The organism is Citrobacter sp. Cb031 (assembly GCF_030336725.1).
GTDB lineage: Bacteria > Pseudomonadota > Gammaproteobacteria > Enterobacterales > Enterobacteriaceae > Citrobacter > Citrobacter braakii.
Map to the genome: position 1 here is coordinate 82,506 of NZ_JAOWDA010000022.1, position 20,632 is coordinate 103,137.

The window sequence follows — 20,632 nt, forward strand, 5'->3', positions numbered from 1 at the left end:
ACTAACTCCTTTTTATCTTCTCTGGAACACACACAGTCCGTGCGCAGGTCCCTGCCAGACCGCCGTAAGAACCGGATTATCCTCTCCGGCAAATGGGGGAATGGCGTGCCATTCCCCTTCAGGTAAAACGATATCTGTCACCTCAAGCGTGGCGTTTATTGCAATCAGGAAACGATCTGAAAGCAGGATTTGCATCTGCCTCGGGCCGTTATGCCACTCATCCGCACTTAAGGGTTGTGCGTACTTATTCAGCCAACGAACATTGCCATCGCCCTCTTCCCACCAGCAATCGCCTGTTAATGCAGGTATTTGCCGACGCAGATGAATCAACGCGGCGGTAAATGTGGTTAGCCCACTGTTTGCCTGCTGCCAGTCCAGCCAGGTTAAGGCGTTATCCTGGCAGTAAGCGTTATTATTACCGTGCTGGCTATGACCATGCTCATCACCCGCCAGCAGCATCGGCGTCCCCTGGGAGAGCAACAGCGTGGTTAACAGCGCATGAATGCTGTCGCGCCGCCGCTCAATCAGGTCCAGCGAGCCGCCTAATCCTTCTTTACCATGATTGTCACTGTAGTTATTGCTAGTGCCGTCGCGATTTTCCTCACCATTCGCTTCATTGTGCTTATTTGTGAAGCAAACGCAGTCGCGTAGCGTAAAACCGTCATGCGCGGTCACCAGATTGACCGTGGCGCTGGGATTGCGGCCCGGGCGTTTAAACACGTCGCTGGATGCGGCAAAACGTCCGGCAAACTCGCCCAACGAGAGATTACGCTGGAGCCAAAAACGTCGCGTTGCATCGCGGAAATGGTCATTCCACTCGGCAAACGGCGGGGGGAAATTCCCCACCTGATACCCGCCTTCACCAATATCCCACGGTTCCGCAATCAGCTTGGCGCGTGAGAGCAGCGGACAGTTTTGGATCGCGGTAAACAGCGGAGCATCCTGACGAAACTCAGGCGTACGCCCCATGACGGAAGCCAAATCAAAACGAAAACCATCCACATGGCAGGTTTCAACCCAGTAGCGCAGGCACTCGCATGCGTATTCCACAACGCCAGGATGGCTCAGATTGATGGTGTTCCCACAACCGGTCCAGTTGTAGTAATCGCCATCATCTCTGATCCAATAATAGCTACGGTTATCAATTCCGCGCAGCGAGAAGACAGGTCCTTCGAGATCCAGCTCGGCGCTGTGGTTTAAAACGATGTCGAGAATGACCTCAATACCCGCTTTGTGCAGCGCTTTTACCGCGTCGCGAAACTCATCAAGCGCACTCTCCGGCGAGCTGGCATAGGCCGGATGCAGCGCATACATCGCCACCGGGTTGTAGCCCCAGTAGTTTGACAGGCCCAGTCGCTGAAGCCGCGGTTCGCTGGCGAAATGCGCCACCGGTAACAGCTCCAGCGCGGTAATGCCGAGGCGCTTGAAATAGTCGATCATCACCGGATGACCCAGCGCTTTGTAGGTCCCGCGCATCTCTTCCGGCAGGTCAGGATGCAAATACGTCAGCCCTTTGACATGCGCTTCGTAAATTACGGTATTGCCCCACGGCGTGCGCGGCGGGGCATCATCCTCCCAGTCATAATGGTCGGACACCACCACGCCCTTCAGCGCGATGGCGGCATTATCATGATGATCCGGTTCATTCAGCCCACCGTGCAGCAGTGGGTTATCTTTTAACTCGCCATCCACCCGACGCGCGCAAGGGTCAAGCAGCAGTTTCGCCGGATTAAACCGGTGGCCCTGCTGCGGTTGCCACGGACCATGTACGCGATAGCCATAGCGTAGACCGGGACGGGCGTTGGCCAGATAGCCGTGCCAGACATCGCCGCTACGCCCCGGCAGGTCGTAGCGGAGTTCGCAGCCTTGCTCATCGAATACGCATAATTCAACGCGTTCAGCGTGGGCCGAAAAGAGGGTGAAATTGACGCCATGGCCGTCATACGTTGCACCATGGGGGGTGGCGTTGCCGGTTGCCAGTTGCGTCATTATCCCTCCCGCACCAGCCAGATCGTTGCCAGCGGTGGCAACGTCAGGCTCAGTGAGTGCTGACGACCATGACTGGCGATTTCATCGCTGTGCACCGCGCCGCCGTTACCGGTATTGCTACCGTGATAATGCATCGAGTCGGTATTGAGGATTTCGCGCCATTTGCCCGGCTGATTGATACCGAAGCGATAGCCGTGGCGAGGTACTGGCGTAAAGTTGCTGATAACGATGATTTCATTACCGACTTTGTCACGACGAACGAAAGCCAGCACCGAACGTTCTTTGTCATCCACCACCAGCCACTCGAAGCCATAGGCGTCAAAATCAAGCTCGTGCAGCGCTTTGTGATGACGATAAGTAAGGTTCAGATCGCGCACCAAACGCTGTACGCCGTGGTGCCAGTTATCGCCGCCTTCCAGCAGATGCCAGTCGAGGCTGGCGTCGTGATTCCATTCACGCCCCTGAGCAAACTCGTTGCCCATAAACAGCAGTTTCTTACCCGGGAAGGCCCACATCCAGCCGTAGTAGGCGCGCAGGTTGGCAAACTTCTGCCATGCGTCTCCCGGCATGCGATCGAGAATTGATTTTTTACCGTGTACCACTTCATCGTGCGACAGCGGCAGGACAAAGTTTTCGGTGTAGTTGTACAGCATGCCGAAGGTCAGCTTATCGTGATGGAACTGACGATGAACCGGATCCAATTTCATGTAGTCCAGCGTGTCGTGCATCCAGCCGAGGTTCCACTTATACCAGAACCCTAAACCGCCCATATCCTGTGGCCTTGAAACGCCGGCAAAGTCGGTGGACTCTTCCGCCATGCTCACGGCCCCCGGCACCTGCTCGCCAAGAATACGATTGGTATTGCGTAAAAACTCAATGGCTTCGAGGTTTTCACGACCGCCAAATTCGTTCGGGACCCACTCCCCTTCTTTACGGCTGTAGTCGCGATAAATCATCGACGCCACGGCATCTACGCGCAGCGCATCGATACCAAAACGTTCAATCCAGTACAGGGCATTGCCCACCAGATAGTTACTGACTTCACGGCGACCGTAGTTGTAGATCAGCGTGTTCCAGTCCTGGTGATACCCTTCGCGCGGGTCGCTGTGCTCATACAGATTGGTGCCATCAAACTCTGCCAGACCAAAGTCGTCCGACGGGAAATGGCCCGGCACCCAGTCGAGAATGACGTTCAGTCCGGCCTGATGCGCGGCATTCACAAAATAGCGGAAATCATCACGCGTCCCGAAACGACGGGTCGGCGCATACATACCGGTAGGTTGGTAGCCCCAGCTACCGTCGAACGGATGCTCATTAATCGGCAACAGTTCGAGATGGGTAAAGCCCATCCACTTGACGTAAGGCACCAGTTGATCCGCCAGTTCGCGGTAGCTCAGCCAGAAGTTGTTATCGGTATGACGACGCCATGAGCCCAGGTGCACTTCATAGATAGAGATCGGCGCATCAAACTGGTTGGCTTTTTTTCGCTCCTCGCTTTGCACCACTTTTTCCGGCAGACCGCAGATAAGCGACGCGGTTTCCGGGCGCATTTGCGCTTCGAAGGCGTAAGGGTCCGCTTTGATTCGCAGCTTACCGTTCGCATCGATCATCTCGTATTTATACAGTTGACCATGCTGCGCGCCGGGGATAAACAGCTCCCAGATACCGCTTTCTTTACGCAGGCGCATCGGGTGGCGACGGCCATCCCAGTAGTTGAACTGCCCAACCACTGACACGCGTTGAGCGTTAGGCGCCCAGACGGAGAAGCGCGTACCGGTTACGCCATCCATGGTATCCGCATGCGCGCCCAGCGTTTCGTAAGGTCGCAAGTGCGTACCTTCAGATAACAGCCAGGCATCCATATCCTGGATCAGCGGGCCAAAACGATAAGGGTCATCAATCAGATTCTCCTGTCCATGCCAGACAACAGCTAACTGATAGCGAAAGAAATTTTTACGGCGGGGAAGTACAGCACAGAAAAAACCGCGAGAGTCGAGGCAGTCCAGCTTGCCGACTTTGCGTCCGGTTTTGGGTTCGATCACCCACACTTCGGTGGCGTCAGGTAATAGGGCGCGGACTTCAAGTCCAGCGTCAGTTTGGTGCATACCGAGTACGGAAAAAGGATCCGCAAAATGGCCTGCAATTAGCGCATTAATCACGTCTCTATCGATACGAACGGACATGGTTGTCATCCTGTTTTATGGTGTCACGCCTTCCAACTGATCTTCGACATCAGGTAGTGACACTTTTTTTGACCTGAACGGCGCAGCACAATTGTGCATCCTCTCTGCGTCGTCCCACCTTCAGGCAACAACTTAATACCTCCGGTACTAAGTCACCCTTAAAGAATAGCCAATGCTTTATCTTACTCCTGGTAAAAAATGAAACATCTGCGCTTACTCCTGTATTACGCAAAAAAATGGGTGACTCAGCACCCATTGTTAAAACACGCAATCACTCTGCCGGAAAGCCGTATTGACTGATCCGGCCAGGTGGTTCGCGTCGTTTGTAGGCCTGATAAACGTGGCGTCATCAGGCAGTCCCACATTACGCCAACTGACGCAGCATACGGCGCAATGGCTCCGCAGCCCCCCACAGCAACTGGTCGCCCACGGTAAAGGCTGACAGGAACTCCGGTCCCATATTCAGCTTACGCAGACGGCCTACTGGCGTGGTCAGCGTGCCGGTAACGGCCGCCGGGGTTAACTCACGCATGGTGATATCCCGATCGTTTGGCACGACTTTGGCCCACGGATTGTGCGCTGCCAGCAGTTCTTCCACGGTCGGAATAGACACATCTTTTTTCAGTTTAATGGTGAACGCCTGGCTGTGGCAGCGCAGCGCACCGACGCGCACGCACAGACCATCAACCGGGATCACGGAAGAGGTGTTAAGAATTTTGTTGGTTTCAGCCTGTCCCTTCCACTCTTCGCGGCTCTGACCGTTATCAAGCTGTTTGTCGATCCACGGAATCAGGCTACCGGCCAACGGTACGCCAAAGTTATCAACCGGCAGTTCACCGCTGCGGGACAGGGTCGTCACTTTACGTTCGATATCGAGAATAGCAGAGGAAGGGGTTGCCAGTTCATCGGCCACATGGCCATACAGATGCCCCATCTGGGACAGCAGTTCGCGCATATGGCGCGCGCCGCCGCCGGAGGCCGCCTGATAGGTCGCCACGGAAACCCAGTCAACCAGGTCATTGGCAAACAGGCCACCGAGGGACATCAGCATCAGGCTAACGGTACAGTTACCGCCGACAAAGGTCTTAATACCTTTGTTCAGGCCGTCAGTGATGACATCCTGGTTAACCGGATCGAGAATGATGATGGCATCGTCTTTCATACGCAGCGAAGAGGCCGCGTCAATCCAGTAACCCTGCCAACCGCTTTCACGAAGCTTTGGATAGATTTCGTTGGTATAATCGCCGCCCTGACAGGTCACGATGATATCGAGCGCCTTCAGCGCATCCAGATCAAAAGCGTCCTGAAGCGTGCCGGTCGTGGTTCCACCGAATGTCGGTGCCGCCTGCCCGAGCTGGGAAGTAGAAAAGAAAACAGGGCGAATGGCGTCGAAGTCACGCTCCTCAACCATGCGTTGCATGAGAACAGAGCCGACCATACCGCGCCAGCCGATAAAACCAACATTTTTCATAGCGTTTTTTTCCTGCAGAGATGTGTGCTGTGTATGCTAACCAGTATCCTACTGGCCTATCCTTCACCATACAAAAAGCAGCCAAAGTCGCAAGTGAAATTAATCAATGATAGCGAAGCCATCAGTAATGCGACTTATCTCGCTGCGCAAGCAAGCAGAAAGTCCGCGGTAATAGTAAGGGAATTTGAGTTATGAATGAAATTATTTCAGCGGCAGTTTTATTGATCCTTATTATGGACCCGCTCGGAAATCTGCCCATTTTCATGTCCGTATTGAAACATACCGAACCGAAACGCCGCCGCGCGATTATGATTCGCGAGCTGTTCATTGCGCTGTTGGTGATGCTGATATTCCTGTTTGCTGGCGAGAAAATACTGGCATTTCTTAACCTGCGCGCGGAAACCGTATCGATCTCCGGGGGCATCATTTTGTTCCTGATCGCCATTAAGATGATTTTCCCCAGCGCCACCGGGAATAGCACAGGGCTTCCGGCAGGCGAAGAGCCGTTTATCGTGCCACTGGCGATCCCGCTGGTAGCGGGTCCAACAATCCTGGCTTCATTAATGCTGTTATCACATCAGTATCCGAACCAGATGGGGCATCTGGTGATTGCGCTGCTGATCGCCTGGGGTGGTACTTTTGTGATTTTGCTGCAGTCTTCGCTGTTTTTACGCCTGCTGGGCGAGAAAGGGGTTAACGCACTGGAGCGCCTGATGGGGCTGATTCTGGTGATGATGGCTACCCAGATGTTCCTCGACGGCGTACGGATGTGGATGAAGGGGTGATCTCTACTTTTTGGCTCAGATAGCATCTTACCCGGAGAACAGTTCCGTTCACGTTATGCTCATTACTTCTCTGAGATCTCGTCACCAGTGAACGTGTTAAGGGGGCTACGCAGCCCCCTTAACAATCCAGGCTCTCCGGCACCGCTGTAATTTCAGGTATTCCTTACGCTTTTAACTCGCTGAAAAAACGTATTTTCATTTCTGCGAGGTGCCTTCCGGAATACCCTCTTGTCAGCATCGCGGATAAACATTATCTTCTCGCTGCACCTGCAAAATCAGGTGCCAGGATTGGTCCCCTGATTACCTCATTCGCGATAAAATTCACTTTTGTCGTGCGACCAGCTACACCTCAATGGTGGGCTGGACGGTGGCGTCGTAAGACGCGCCGGTATCCAATGAGGCCGGTAGGACCAACTCCGTTCAGCCCGCCACCAAAAGGTTGGTCCCTTAGGTGGCGGTAAAATTTGACTCATTGGAGGCTGCCCTATGGCGACTACCCCTCTCTTTTCACACTCTTTATTTACCCTGCCCTTTAGCCATGCCACGGATTTCACCGAACTGGCGGATAACTGCGAGCGTTTTGTCGAAGGGCTGGTTGAATGCCATGACCCGGTTGAAAAACTGGCGGTTTGTGCACGTCTGTCGGCCTGTCTCGCGTTATTGCAACCGACCTTAACGGAGCCTGTACCGCAGCATCTACAGTCCAGTCTGACGGTAGAAACATTCCCGACCCGTTTTCCCCTTTTCGAGCCGGAACCAGACCAGATGGGGCGCTACTGTCAGTTATTAACGCACCTGCTGATGAGTAAAACGCTGTCTGACGAGATGGAACGAGTGGCGGGTGACTTACTGCAGGATCTGGTGGGCTATTTCGCCGATACGCTAAAAGCGCCGCGCTGGCTGAAAACAGAAGAAGGGCTGGTCGTGCTATAAAAAAGCCGGGTAGCGCTTGCGCTTACCCGGCCTACGGTGTGGATGTGTGCTCATTTCCAGGCCCGGTAAGCGCAAGCGCCACCGGGCAATGCCATCAGCTCAACAGCTGAAAGGCAATCATACCGACAATCGCACCGACCGTGCCGAGGATGGTTTCCATCATCGTCCAGGTCTTCAGCGTTTGCGCTTCGGTCGCACCGGTAAATTTACCGAATAACCAGAAACCGGCGTCGTTAACGTGGCTGACCACGATAGAGCCGCCCGCGATACAGATAGACAGTGCCGCCATCTGGGCACCGGAGTAGTTCAGTTGCTCAATCACCGGCATCACCAGACCGACCGCCGTTAAGCAGGCCACAGTCGCGGAACCCTGAATGATACGCACCGCCGCCGCCAGCACGAAGCAGGTGATGGCAATCGGCAGGCCCATACCGGTTAACGCTTCGCCCAGCGCCGGACCGACGCCAGAATCAACCAGAACCTGTTTGAACACACCGCCCGCACCAATCACCAGCAGAATAATCCCCGCCGGCTGCAGCGCATGGCCACAGATCTCCATCACGCGGTCTTTTGGCATGCCCTGGCGCACCGCCAGACCGTAAATCGCCACCAGACAGGCAACCAGAATCGCGGTAAACGGGTGACCGATAAACTCGAACCATTCATAGGTTGTAGAACCGACCGGAACAAAGCGTGCGGCGATAGTTTTCAGCCCCACCAGCACCAGCGGCAACAGGATAAGCGATAAGCTGAAGCCAAAGGATGGCATTTTGCCTTCGCCCAGATGCGGCTCGGAAATATCTTCCGGTACGTGCAGCTCGACGTAACGGCTGATGAAATTCCCCCACAGCGGCCCGGCGATAATCATGCCCGGAATCGCGGCACACAGGCCAATCAGGATCATCCAGCCAAAGTCGGCGTGCATCTGAGAGGCCAGCAGCATCGGCGCAGGCCCTGGCAGCAGGAATGCCGCAGCAGCCGCTACGCCCGCAAACAGCGGGATCACAAGCTTAACCAGGTTTGTCCCCGTATGGCGCGCCATTGAGAATGCCACGCTAATCAGCAGCACAATCGCCACCTCAAAGAACAGCGGCAGCGCGCAAATCAGACCGGCCAGGCCAATCGCATAATGTGCGCGGCTGTGACCGAAGGATTTCAGCATTTTGACGGCAATCTGATCGACAGCTCCGGTCTCATGCAAAATCTTGCCGAACATCGCCCCCAGCGCCACAACAATCGCCAGGAAACCGAGCGTGCCTCCCATCCCTTTTTCCATGGTCGCCGCGATTTTATCGAGCGGCATACCGGAAAAGAGACCTGCACCAATGGATACCACCATCAAAGCAACGAAGGCGTGCATACGCGCCTTCATCACTAAAAACAGCAATAATAAAACGGACCCTACTGCTGTTAAAACAAGCGTTAATGTACTCACTACTTACTGCCCTGGTTAATAACCTCAATGGTGCTGGCGACCACACCGTCCAGTGGTTGATCGATATCGACCACCAGTACATCGTTTTCATTCGCACCCGGTTCTTCCAGCGCTTCAAACTGGGTCACCAGCATCTGCGTTTTGAAGAAGTGACCTTTACGCGCTTTCAGGCGGCTTTCGATAACGTCAAAATCCCCTTTCAGATAGATGAAAGAGAGGTTCGGGTTACCGTCGCGTAGCTGGTCGCGATAGACTTTTTTCAGGGCGGAACAGACGATCAGCGAAACCTTGTTGGTACGCTGCATCGCAAAGGCGGCGTCATTCAACGCCTGTAACCACGGTTTGCGGTCGTCATCGTTGAGTGGCTCACCAGAAGCCATTTTCATGATGTTGCTGCGCGGATGGAGAAAATCGCCATCAAGAAACGCGGCCTGCAGTTGATGCGCCACTTCGCTGGCGACAGCAGATTTACCGCTGCCCGATACGCCCATCAGAACGTAAACGTGGTGATCATGATTAGTCGTGCTCAAAGCGTTGCCCCCACTGGTACAAGAATCAGGAAATTGTTACGGGTAACTGTTATCGGTAACATTGTCCAGCCGGATAAATAGAGAAGCAATATCCATTCGTGCTCGAAGTGTATAAGTGTGAGCTACTTCAAACTTGTTGGCTTAAATAGATCCGCCCGGTGACAAGGTGAAACCTAAATCTAACATTTTAGGTGTGACGGCCTCACCGCGGATGCGCGCCAGCAGACGTTCTGCGCCAATACTGCCCATGCGTTCACGCGGCGTGAGCACGCTCGCCAGACGCGGCTCCATCACCTGCCCGATGTCGTGACCGTGGAATCCGGCAATCGCCATGTCATCAGGGATTTTCAGCCCTAAACGCTGGCATTCGAAGGCCGCCCCTACCGCCAGGTCATCGTTGGTACAAAAGACACCATCAAGCTGCGGGTATTCACGCCGCGCCTGACGGATAAGTTCAATACCGGAGGAGTAGGAAGAGGACTGCTCCACCATCACGCTGTACGGCACCAGGTCGGCATCGCGCATTGCCTGCTCGTAGCCTCTCTGTTTGATGATAGTACGTTCATCAAGGCGTGCGCCAAGATAGGCAACATGACGGTGCCCGCGGGCGATGATAGCGGCTGTCATCTGACGCGCGGCTTCGAAGTTGTCGAAGCCCACGGCAATATCAAGACATGGGGACTGGCTGTCCATCAGCTCAACCACCGGGATACCGGCAACCTCAATCATTTTCAGCGTACGGGGCGTATGGCTACGTTCGGTGAGGATCAGGCCATCAATATTCCACGACAGCATCGATTCCAGACGCTCTTGTTCCATCTCAGGCTTATAGCCGTAGTGCGCCAGCATGGTTTGATAACCATGAGCGTCAGTGACAGCCTCAATGCCGCGTAGCACTTCAGCAAAAACCTGGTTAGTAAGAGACGGTAACAGCACGCCGATAGCGCGGCTGGTGGCGTTAGAAAGGATATCAGGAGCGCGATTGGGAATATAACCCAGCTCATCAAGTGCAGCGGCAATTTTGCCCCGCAGCGCCACGGAGACCTGCTCCGGGTTACGCAAAAAGCGGCTGACCGTCATTTTGGTTACGCCCACGCGGTCGGCTACATCCTGAAGTACGGGTCTTTTCTTTTTCATCGTCCTGAAGCGTTAAAAAGGGATAGATTCCCCCAGTTTACCACGGACGTGCGTGAACCTTCGCAGAGAAAAAAAGGAGTTTTTTAATGTGAGAAATACACAAAATCATTCGAGTTGCATCAAGGCGGCGACGCAGTAAATCCCCGGGAGCGTACATTAAGTACGCGACCGGGGTGAGCGAGGAAAGCCATCACAGATGCGGCTTGAAGGATGCCGTGTATTTTTATACAGGCGGCAGGTCAAACAGTAACACTTCGCTGTCGCTGTCGGCATGAATAGAAATGGCCTGCTCATCCCAGATTGCCAGACCATCGCTGGTGGTCGCTTTGGTCCCGTTAATTGTCACGTTACCTTTTACTACCTGGATCCAGACGCGGCGTTCAGCGGCAATCTGATGCACCGACTGCTCATCTTTGATCAGTGCCCAACGGTAAAGCTCCATATCCTGGTACACTTTCAGCGACCCATCACGGGCATCCGGCGACAGCACAAGTTGTTTACCCTGAGCGGCATCAAAACGGCGCTGCTCATAGCGTGGGGTAATACCGTTTTCCTGCGGCATGATCCAAATCTGATACAGATGCAGCTTCTCTGTATTGCTCGGGTTGTACTCCGAGTGACGGATCCCCGTCCCGGCGCTCATTATCTGGAACTCACCGGCCGGAACCTGCTCTTTGTTCCCCATGCTGTCCTGATGTTCCACCGCGCCTTCCAGCACGTAAGTCAGGATTTCCATGTCTTTATGGGGATGAGTACCAAAGCCCTGGCCTGCGTCGATCACGTCATCGTTAATCACGCGCAGTGCCGAGAACCCCATAAAGTTTGGGTCATAGTAGTTGGCAAAAGAGAAGGTATGCCAGGAATCGAGCCAGCCATGATTAGCGTGGCCACGGTCATTAGCTTTGCGTAAGTAGATCATTGTGTTCACCCCCAGATGTTTTCGATGGAGTAAGTGTGGACTCAATCCGCCGGGGATCATAGAGGGTGAAAATTGACTCCTCTGTTCAAAAAAAATGAACAAGTCCAGAGGAGTCTGCGCAGGCTATTTGGCGAGAGTTATCGTCGCCGGAGAAGCCTGTTCAAAGGCGCGTTCGAGGAGTTCCAGGTTGGTAAGAACTTCAGATTCCTTGACGTAATTAGGCGTACCGGCTGTCAGCGTCTGGTAAAGCGCATCATAGACGCGACCATAGTCCCCCACTTCCGGCTGCACCTCTTCTTTTACCGTCAGGCCGTCATCATTGACGTACTCCAGCATCCCAATGGAATCGTCAGCAGCGAAACCTGGCTCACCTGGCATGATATTGGCCTTCAGGCTGGTTTCCTGCTGGTCGATGCCGTACTTCACAAACGAGCCTTTGGTACCGTGAACGATAAACTTCGGATAGTCGATTTTCACCAAGTGACTGGTTTTAACAATGGCTTTCAGAGAGCCGTAGAACAGCTGTGCTTCAAAGGTATCGTCCGGGTTCGCTTTGTTGCGCAGGCTGCGGATGTCATAGGCCACGCAATCGGGACGACCGAACAGCGAGATAATCTGATCCATGGTGTGTACGCCCAGACCATAGAATGCGCCGTCCTGCGGCAGTCCCGGCTTGGTTTCCGCCACGGGGCGGTAGTAATCGAAATGGCTTTCAACCTCAACAATTTCGCCGAGCTTGCCGCTCTCAATCGCTTTTTTAGCGGTGAGGAAGCAGGAATCAAAACGACGGTTCTGATATGGCGTAACGGTCAGCCCTTTGCTTTGCGCCAGTTCGAACAGTGCTTTTGCTTGCGCAAGCGTCGGCGTGAAGGGTTTCTCAACCAGCACGTTTTTACCCGCTTCCAGCGCGCGTTTGGCGTATTCAAAATGGCTGTCAGCATGGGTACAGACGATCACCAGCTTCACCTGCGGATCGTTTAAGATCTCGTCAAGGTCACTGGTGAAGTGAATATGTGAATATTGTGGCGCCTGCTCTTCCGGCTTGGCGTGGCGGCGAAAAATGTGCGCGACATGCCAGCTATTTTTGCGGTTGAGGACGTACGGCAAATGGTAGCGAGTGGTGCTTTTACCAAAACCAATAAATGCGCAGTGTAAGGCCATGAGACGATCCTTTCGAAGGTGATTGTCTACACCATAGCGCAAAGCGGCTGGAGACTGAATGTTGGATTCTTTGCCGGATGGCGCTTGAACTGCACCACAGGGCGACAGGATCGGCCGTCGGCGTCGCAGGCAGTTTGTTCACGGCAAGCGCGCAGGGCCCGGAGCGTACTAAATGTACGTGAGGAGCACGAGCACTTCCCGGGGACGAAATGGCAAGTAAGCCAGGCAGACACAAAACCTCAAAAAAAAAGCCAGCAAAAGCTGGCTAAAGTAATACTGGAAGCAATGTGAGCAATGTCGTGCTTTCAGGTTCTCCGTAGGGGTTCCCCTGAACGCAGAGCAATAATAATCATTCTCATTCGCACTTGTCTACTTCTTTTTGCAAAAAAATGCAGTTGACGGAATTTTCTTTCTCAGCGAGTGTAAATACACAATTAACCCTGCTGGAGATAAGGAATGAGTGAGATAGTGATACGCCACGCTGAACCGAAAGATTACGACGCAATTCGTCAGATCCACGCCCAGCCGGAGGTGTACCACAACACGCTACAGGTTCCTCATCCTTCCGTGGAGATGTGGCAGGAGCGGCTAGCCGATCGACCCGGTATAAAACAGCTGGTCGCTTGCATTGATGAAATTGTCGTTGGTCATTTGTGCATCGACGTTGCCCAGCGTCCGCGGCGCAGCCACGTGGCCGATTTTGGTATCTGCGTGGATGCTCGGTGGCACAATCGCGGCGTTGCCAGCGCGTTGATTCGCACGATGATCGACATGTGCGACAACTGGCTGCGCGTCGAGCGTATTGAGCTAACGGTATTTGTTGATAATGAGCCGGCCGTGGCGGTGTATAAGAAATACGGCTTTGAAATCGAAGGCACAGGTAAGAAATACGGCCTGCGCAATGGTGAATACGTTGATGCCTACTTTATGGCGCGCGTGAAATAAAATTAAGGGCGAGTTTTATCGCCCTTCTTATTGAAAGGACGCAAGAGTGAAAAAGTACCTTCTCCTGGTGTTGCTGGCAGCACTCTCCCCTGCTTTCGCCACTACCGTACAAAATCTCGATTCCGTGCCCAGCGCCATTCAACACCCGGAAGGTAAACAGATTTTTGCTGAGCAAATGGCGGGAGCAACCCCTGCCAAAGGATTTGGCGAGCTTCCACAGGGATTATCTGAGAACGCGTGGATTGCCTGGGTTGCGCCGAATGAAGATCCTGACAACCTGATCCTCACGGGTGCCAAAGCCTGGGGCAAAGACGGCAAATATATCGGTGTCGCCTGTTTCGCCGACAATCCGGCCGACGCCGGGCAGGCAAAGAAATACGCGGATAACAACTGTCCGGAAAACTACAGCAACGGGCACGCCAATAAATTATATCTCGGCGTTTTTTCCTGGCAGAACCAACAGCTAACGCCGCTTGCACGCTCGGAAAAACCATTAAACCAACTCTCTGAGTGGAATAAAACCGCCGAAAAAGAGAGCGATGATGAGTCCGTCAGACCGCTGGCCTATTATACAAAACTGGATCTGGCACCGTACCGGATCGCACCCGATACGCTGGCGTTTGGGGTGCGCGGTGGATACTCTGAGGCGTATTCCGGCGGCGGCGCATTTTATGAAGTGCTGGAACTCTATGCGATCAAAGACAACAGGATAATCAACGTATATTCCGACCTTGTTTATCAATATACGGACATCGCCGGAGAGTGGAATAAAGACGGTACAAGACAGCACGACATCAGCGAAAGTAAATATATCCTCAAAATGCGTTCGGCAAAAACGCACGGGTTTTATGATTTAGAGCGCGTAAACCTGCAGGATAAAAGCAGCCAAATATTCCGCTGGTCTGAATCGCTGCAGCGATATGCGCCATAACCAACCAATAAGGCCGACATCGTTCTGAACGCTGTAGGCCATTATCCGTTATATCTCGCCGTTAAATTCAGGAGCAGAAGCGCTATCCGACCCTGGCATAGAGTTTTTGATTGCAGTCCATCGTTTCCCCCGCCGTCATGTTCAGGCCTAACAACCACCTGAATCATATGGTTATTCACCTTTTTATCTTCATCGCTATTTTTCGTAACGTTAATAATATTAATATTACATTTTTGTTTTTTTTTGGTTTCTGCCATCACTTTATGGTGACAATCACAACAATATACTTCTCCTGGGACTAACTTAACCACGGTGAGGTAAAAAATGAAATTTGAACGCCATCATAGAATATTGAAAGAAATCAGTATTTCGGGAGTTGTAAAAGTTTCAAATCTGGCGAAAAGTCTCAAGGTAACAAAAGAAACCATTCGCTCAGATCTCAATGAACTTGCCGGACAGGGATATCTCACTCGCTGTCATGGTGGTGCATTTATTACCCTTGATTCTCTTGATAACGTTGCAAAAAACGAAATTGCTTATGTGCTGGAAAAATATGAGTCAGCGCAGAAAATAAAAAAAGGTCTCTCTGCCATGAAAAATAATGTATGTGTTATTGGCTCGTTCAATGTTGATATTATCAGTTACCTACCGAGACTACCCTCGACAGGAGAATCATTACTTGCCGATAAATTTATTTTTTCGCCAGGCGGTAAAGGATGTAATCAAGCATTAGCGGCAAGCTATGCTGATTCTGATGTGCATTTTATTACTAAAGTAGGGTCAGACCATTTTAGTGATTACGCCATTAACTTTATAAACTCATCAAAAATCCATAAAAGTGTAATCTACCAGACCAAAGAAACACAAACTGGTACAGCTACCATCATGGTGAATGGAGATACCGGGGATAACGTCATCGCTATCTATCCCGGTGCTAATATGACAATTTCACCTGATGAAATCACCATACAAAAAGAAGCCATTATTCATTCAGATATTGTTCTTGTACAACTGGAGACAAATTACGAGGCGCTTCAGCAAACAATTCGTCTCGCACAAAAAAATGACATACCGGTAATTATCAATCCAGCGCCATACAATGAAATGGTCAATACCATCATTGATGACATCGATTATATTACGCCAAATGAAACCGAAGCTGGTCTCCTGGCAAATATGTCCGTCAATGATATTGAGTCAGCCAAATGTGCAGCGAAGATTATTCATCAGAAAGGTGTAAAAAATACCATTATTACTTTAGGTAGCAAAGGATCTCTCGCTTATGACGGAACGCAATTCATCTATTCTCCGGCATTCCCGGCAGTTGTAAAAAACACCGCAGGAGCAGGCGACGCCTTCAATGGCGCACTCGCATCTGGCCTTGCTAAAGGAAAATCACTGGCATCCGCATTATGCTACGCCAGCGCATTCGCCTCGCTTGCTGTTGAAACACCCAATGCCTCTGACATGCCAGAAAACGAATCCGTTCTACATCGCATTCAGAGTTCACATTACAAACAAACTATCTCAACTCACTAAATCAAGGAGCAGACTATGAACAATACGCAGAAAAAACTAAAGGTGCTCTTTATTGGAGAATCCTGGCATATTCACATGATTCATTCAAAAGGTTATGACAGTTTTACCTCCAGTAAATATGAAGAAGGCGCTACATGGTTACTGGAATGCTTAAAGAAAGGTGGTGTGGAAATTGATTACATGCCTGCTCACACCGTACAAATCGCATTTCCAGAAAGCATTGATGAACTAAACCGTTATGATGTCATTGTCATTAGCGATATCGGCAGCAATACATTCCTGTTGCAAAACGAGACATTCTATCAGCTCAAAATAAAGCCAAATGCTCTGGAATCAATTAAAGAGTACGTCAAAAATGGTGGTGGTCTGCTTATGATTGGCGGCTATCTGTCATTTATGGGTATTGAGGCAAAGGCCAATTACAAGAACACCATTCTTGCCGAGGTCTTGCCAGTTATTATGCTTGACGGCGATGACCGAGTAGAAAAACCAGAGGGTATCTACGCTGAGGCTGTCTCGCCTGAACATCCTGTTGTGGACGGATTCTCAGACTACCCGATATTTCTTGGATATAACCAGGTTGTCGCCAGAGAAGATGCTGATGTCGTATTAACAATAAATAATGACCCTCTATTAGTGTTCGGTAAATACCAACAGGGTAAAACCGCCTGTTTTATGAGTGACTGTTCGCCGCACTGGGGAACTCAGCAATTCATGTCCTGGCCGTTTTATACCGACCTGTGGGTTAACACGCTTCAATTCATCGCCAGAAAATAAAAAAACAATGGAGTAACGAAAGTTACTCCTTTTATAAAATATAAGGATTGATGTATGAACAAGAATAAGTACTCAACCCCCTTACTGATGCTTGCAACCATCTTAGCCGGTATGCTTTCCCCAATGCAGTCTGCCGTTAATGGGCAATTGGGACACTGGTTGCAGGATGGTAATGCTTGCGCAGTAATCTCTTTCGCCAGCGGTCTGGTCGTCATGTTTTTTATTATTATTGCGCGTAAAGAAACACGCCATCAATTCGCGTCGATCCCTACGCTGATTAAAAAGCGGAAAATCCCCTTGTGGAATTGGTTTGCCGGGTTATGCGGGGCGATGGTCGTATTTTCTGAAGGCGCATCAGCCAGCGCGTTAGGCGTTGCCACTTTTCAAACTGCATTAATTTCCGCCCTGCTCCTTTCCGGCCTGCTGTGCGACCGTTTTGGCGTCGGTGTGGATGAGAAGAAATATTTCACGCCATGGCGCGTTACTGGCGCATTGTTCGCTGTTATTGCCACGATTTTTGTCGTGTCGCCACAGTGGCACTCAACCTCGTTTATCCTGCTGGCTATCCTTCCATTTTTGGCAGGATTACTCGCTGGCTGGCAGCCTGCGGGGAATGCCAAAGTCGCCGAGGCAACGGGATCCATGCTGGTTTCCATTACCTGGAACTTCATCGTCGGCTTTTGTGTCCTGGGTGCAGCGCTGGCGATACGTGTCGCATTAGGGCATGTCACCGTCCAGTTACCCGATACGTGGTGGATGTATCTCGGTGGCCCGCTGGGTCTGCTGTCCATCGGGCTGATGGCAATTCTGGTCAGAGGCTTAGGACTATTAATGCTGGGTGTCGCCTCTACCGCGGGTCAGTTACTGGGATCGGTGTTGATTGATGAGTTAATCCCATCATTAGGCAATACGGTCTATCTGGTCACCATCATCGGTACATTATTCGCGTTAGTAGGTGCAATTGTTACCACCATCCCCGAATACAGAGCATCCAAAATGGCGAAAAAAATGGAGGTGTCAGGATGAAAGGCTTCCTGCAAACCGTAACGGGCCCAGTGGCACACTCAGAAATGGGTCTGACGCTACCGCATGAGCACCTGTTTAACGATTTGTCATCCGTTGTTGACGAGCCACAGTATGCTTTTTCACAGCAGTTGGTGGGAAAGAAAGTCAGTGCTGACCTGCAGTGGGGACTGAAACACGACCCGTACTGCTGCGCCGATAACATGGACAGAAAAGAGATTGATGATGTCATCTTTGAAATCAATAACTTCATGTCACTGGGAGGCAGGACGATTGTCGACGCGACGGGTTCTGAATCTATTGGTCGGGACGCCACTTCATTGCGGGAAGTGGCATTAAAAACTGGTTTGAATATCGTTGCTTCATCAGGACCTTATCTGGAAAAGTTTGAAAGCGCCAGGATCCACAAACCTGTCGAGTTATTAGCCTCACTTATTGATAAGGAACTGAATCAGGGGATTGGCGAGACGGATATTCGCGCCGGTATGATCGGTGAAATTGGCGTATCACCCGCTTTTACCCAAGCTGAGCGCAACAGCCTGCGCGCAGCGTCTCTGGCACAACGTAATAATCCCCATACGGCAATGAATATCCATATGCCAGGGTGGCTGCGGCTGGGTGATGAGGTACTGGATATTGTCCTTGAAGAGATGAACGTCTCTCCGGCAAAAGTTTCGCTGGCGCACTCAGACCCTTCAGGAAAGGATGTTGCCTATCAACTTAAAATGCTTGACCGCGGCGTATGGCTTGAATTTGACATGATTGGTCTGGACATTACTTTCCCCAAAGAAGGTATCGCCCCAAGTGTTCAGGACACCGCAGATGCGGTAGCACATCTGATTGAACTGGGTTACGCCGACCAGATCGTATTAAGCCATGATGTTTTTCTCAAACAGATGTGGGCAAAAAATGGGGGGAATGGTTGGGGATTTGTCCCAAATGTTTTCCTCGCCTATCTGGCTGCCCGTGGCGTAGATAACGATACTCTTCGCAAGCTCTGTATTGATAATCCGGCGCGGTTACTCACGGCATAACTAACATATAGCCCGGCGCCTGATGCCGGGCTATTAATCAACAATCAGTAACCCGCCGTTAAATCATCCACAGAACGCGGGTCGGACGCGCCATACAGTGCGCCATCCGGTCCAACCATAATGCTCTGCGTGCTGCCCATCGCTTCTTTCAGCGCTACTTTCTGTCCTTTTTGCTCCAGCAGTTTGATTGTATCCGGGCTGAAGCCCTTCTCAATACGAAGCTCATCCGGCAACCACTGATGATGGAAGCGTGGTGCGTTGGTCGCTTCGGCGACGTTCATCCCGAAATCAATGCTGTTGACCACCATTTGCAGCACAGTAGTGATAATTCGACTCCCGCCTGGGCTGCCGGTAACCAGCCAGGTTTTCCCATCTTTTACCACGATAGTCGGCGACATAGATGACAGCGGACGCTTCTTCGGTCCGACCGCGTTGGCATCGCCGCCTACCAGACCGTATACATTCGGTACGCCCGGCTTGGCAGAGAAGTCGTCCATTTCATTATTGAGCAGAATGCCAGTGTTACCCGCCACAATACCGGTCCCGAAGGTGGTATTCAGGGTATAGGTCACCGCCACGGCATTGCCGTCTTTATCCACCACCGAGAAGTGAGTGGTCTGATTGCTTTCATACGGGGCGAGCTTGCCAGGTTTAATCTGGCTGGAAGGCTTAGCCTTGTTGATATCAATCTGATCGGCAAGCGTTTTAGCATAGGCTTTGTTGGTCAGTGCCTGCCATGGCACTTTCACAAAATCGGGATCGCCCAGATACTCCGAGCGGTCAGCGTAGGCATATTTCTCCGCTTCAGCCATGACCTGCATGGCGTCGGCGCTGCCAAACCCGTACTTCTTCATATCAAAGTTTTCAAGAATATTGAGGATCTGCACGATGTGAATACCGCCAGAGGACGGCGGCGGCATGGAGAAGACCTGATACCCGCGATAGTCACCGCTAATCGGCGTACGCTCCACGGCTTTATAGCTGGCTAAGTCCTCTTTGGTCATCAGCCCACCGTTCTTCTGCATTTCCCCGGCGATCTGATCGGCAATAGCCCCTTTATAAAACGCATCCGGGCCGCTTTCGGCAATCATTTCCAGGCTTTTCGCCAGGTTCTTTTGTACCAGCTTATCGCCTTTTTTCAGTGGCTCGCCGTCTTTCCAGAAAATGGCTTTGCTGTTCTCGTGATTAGGGAGCACTTCACTGCCATAGGTTTTCAGATCGTCGGCCAGTGCGTCATTAACCACAAAGCCCTCTTCCGCCAGCTTCATCGCCGGACGTACCACTTTGTTCAGCGGCATCGTGCCGTATTTCTCCAGCGCCAGCGAAAAACCCGCGACGGTACCCGGCGTACCGGATGCCAGATGCGACGTCAGCGACTTTTTCGCATCGGCGTTGCCCTGCTCATCAAGGAACATGTCGCGGGTCGCGCCAGCAGGGGCCATTTCGCGAAAATCAATCGCCGTGGTGTTACCGTCTTTGGTACGCAGCAGCATAAAACCGCCACCACCCAGATTGCCCGCCTGGGGATGCGTCACCGCCAGCGCGTAGCCAACGGCCACGGCGGCATCGACGGCATTCCCACCCTGTTTAAGAATATCCACCCCCACCTGAGTGGCAAGCGCATCCACGGAGGCCACCATCCCCTGCTGCGCGCGCACGGGATGGAACACATCCTCCTCAACACCGTATGATACCGGCGGCGGTGCAGCCGGAGCGGCAGCAACGCTAAAACAACTTCCTGAGAGCAGAGCAGCAATGGCTACCCGGCGTAAAAACGTCGGTTTTATCATCGTTATTCTCCAGATGTATGGGGGTCAGCCCCCACTAAGCCTGGTGCATA

17 protein-coding genes are annotated in these 20,632 nt (G+C 52.0%); 8 read left to right on the plus strand and 9 right to left on the minus strand.

The window, feature by feature from the left end; translation table 11 throughout:
- Positions 1 to 12 precede the first annotated feature (12 nt).
- From glgX to asd, 3 genes are all read right to left on the minus strand, one after another.
- A complete protein-coding gene (glgX, locus tag OGV93_RS07790; protein ID WP_049040644.1) occupies positions 13 to 1,989 on the minus strand; it encodes a glycogen debranching protein GlgX in 1,977 nt (658 codons plus the stop codon).
- On the minus strand, positions 1,989 to 4,172 hold the full coding sequence (gene glgB / locus OGV93_RS07795; protein WP_016154817.1) for a 1,4-alpha-glucan branching enzyme: 2,184 nt from the start codon (positions 4,170 to 4,172) through the stop codon (positions 1,989 to 1,991). The genes glgX and glgB overlap by 1 nt, the downstream gene beginning before the upstream one ends.
- A gap of 364 nt (positions 4,173 to 4,536) precedes the next feature.
- Complete coding sequence (gene asd / locus OGV93_RS07800) at positions 4,537 to 5,643, minus strand: aspartate-semialdehyde dehydrogenase (RefSeq protein WP_016154818.1); 1,107 nt, start codon at positions 5,641 to 5,643, stop codon at positions 4,537 to 4,539.
- A gap of 191 nt (positions 5,644 to 5,834) precedes the next feature.
- On the opposite strand from asd, the gene yhgN reads away from it, so the two are divergent.
- Entirely contained in the window at positions 5,835 to 6,428 is a 594-nt protein-coding gene (gene yhgN, locus OGV93_RS07805) for an NAAT family transporter YhgN (RefSeq protein ID WP_003023480.1), read from the plus strand.
- Positions 6,429 to 6,914: 486 nt separating this feature from the next.
- A complete protein-coding gene (locus OGV93_RS07810; protein ID WP_287109494.1) occupies positions 6,915 to 7,361 on the plus strand; it encodes a hypothetical protein in 447 nt (148 codons plus the stop codon).
- Positions 7,362 to 7,455: 94 nt separating this feature from the next.
- Here the strand turns inward: OGV93_RS07810 and gntU are convergent, their stop codons facing one another.
- The 5 genes from gntU to OGV93_RS07835 form a co-directional block, all read right to left on the minus strand.
- Positions 7,456 to 8,796 carry a gluconate transporter gene (gene gntU / locus OGV93_RS07815; RefSeq protein WP_016154820.1) on the minus strand — a complete coding sequence of 447 codons (1,341 nt, stop codon included), beginning with the start codon at positions 8,794 to 8,796 and terminating at the stop codon, positions 7,456 to 7,458.
- Entirely contained in the window at positions 8,796 to 9,326 is a 531-nt protein-coding gene (gntK, locus tag OGV93_RS07820) for a gluconokinase (RefSeq protein ID WP_003023475.1), read from the minus strand. The genes gntU and gntK overlap by 1 nt, the downstream gene beginning before the upstream one ends.
- 141 nt (positions 9,327 to 9,467) lie before the next feature.
- Positions 9,468 to 10,463, minus strand: a complete 996-nt coding sequence (gene gntR, locus OGV93_RS07825) for a gluconate operon transcriptional repressor GntR (RefSeq protein ID WP_016157654.1) — start codon at positions 10,461 to 10,463, stop codon at positions 9,468 to 9,470.
- Between the two features lie 223 nt (positions 10,464 to 10,686).
- Complete coding sequence (gene yhhW, locus OGV93_RS07830) at positions 10,687 to 11,382, minus strand: quercetin 2,3-dioxygenase (RefSeq protein ID WP_016154822.1); 696 nt, start codon at positions 11,380 to 11,382, stop codon at positions 10,687 to 10,689.
- 123 nt (positions 11,383 to 11,505) lie between these two features.
- The gene (locus tag OGV93_RS07835) at positions 11,506 to 12,543 is read right to left on the minus strand and encodes an oxidoreductase (protein WP_191220638.1); all 1,038 of its coding nucleotides are present in this window, start codon (positions 12,541 to 12,543) and stop codon (positions 11,506 to 11,508) included.
- A 456-nt stretch (positions 12,544 to 12,999) separates the two neighbouring features.
- Between OGV93_RS07835 and yhhY the strand changes: the two genes are divergently transcribed.
- The 6 genes from yhhY (at position 13,000) to OGV93_RS07865 (ending at position 18,792) form a co-directional block, all read left to right on the plus strand.
- Positions 13,000 to 13,488 carry an N-acetyltransferase gene (gene yhhY / locus OGV93_RS07840; RefSeq protein ID WP_101700390.1) on the plus strand — a complete coding sequence of 163 codons (489 nt, stop codon included), beginning with the start codon at positions 13,000 to 13,002 and terminating at the stop codon, positions 13,486 to 13,488.
- A gap of 46 nt (positions 13,489 to 13,534) precedes the next feature.
- Positions 13,535 to 14,419, plus strand: coding sequence for a hypothetical protein (locus OGV93_RS07845; RefSeq protein WP_287109495.1), 885 nt, complete (start codon positions 13,535 to 13,537; stop codon positions 14,417 to 14,419).
- Between the two features lie 324 nt (positions 14,420 to 14,743).
- On the plus strand, positions 14,744 to 15,958 hold the full coding sequence (locus OGV93_RS07850) for a PfkB family carbohydrate kinase (protein ID WP_049283108.1): 1,215 nt from the start codon (positions 14,744 to 14,746) through the stop codon (positions 15,956 to 15,958).
- Positions 15,959 to 15,973: 15 nt separating this feature from the next.
- The gene (locus OGV93_RS07855; RefSeq protein WP_049283109.1) at positions 15,974 to 16,735 is read left to right on the plus strand and encodes a glutamine amidotransferase; all 762 of its coding nucleotides are present in this window, start codon (positions 15,974 to 15,976) and stop codon (positions 16,733 to 16,735) included.
- A gap of 54 nt (positions 16,736 to 16,789) precedes the next feature.
- Positions 16,790 to 17,761, plus strand: coding sequence for a DMT family transporter (locus tag OGV93_RS07860; protein ID WP_049283110.1), 972 nt, complete (start codon positions 16,790 to 16,792; stop codon positions 17,759 to 17,761).
- The gene (locus tag OGV93_RS07865; protein WP_200083968.1) at positions 17,758 to 18,792 is read left to right on the plus strand and encodes a phosphotriesterase family protein; all 1,035 of its coding nucleotides are present in this window, start codon (positions 17,758 to 17,760) and stop codon (positions 18,790 to 18,792) included. The genes OGV93_RS07860 and OGV93_RS07865 overlap by 4 nt, the downstream gene beginning before the upstream one ends.
- 44 nt (positions 18,793 to 18,836) lie before the next feature.
- Here the strand turns inward: OGV93_RS07865 and ggt are convergent, their stop codons facing one another.
- A complete protein-coding gene (gene ggt, locus OGV93_RS07870) occupies positions 18,837 to 20,582 on the minus strand; it encodes a gamma-glutamyltransferase (protein WP_046274514.1) in 1,746 nt (581 codons plus the stop codon).
- Positions 20,583 to 20,632: the final 50 nt, after the last annotated feature.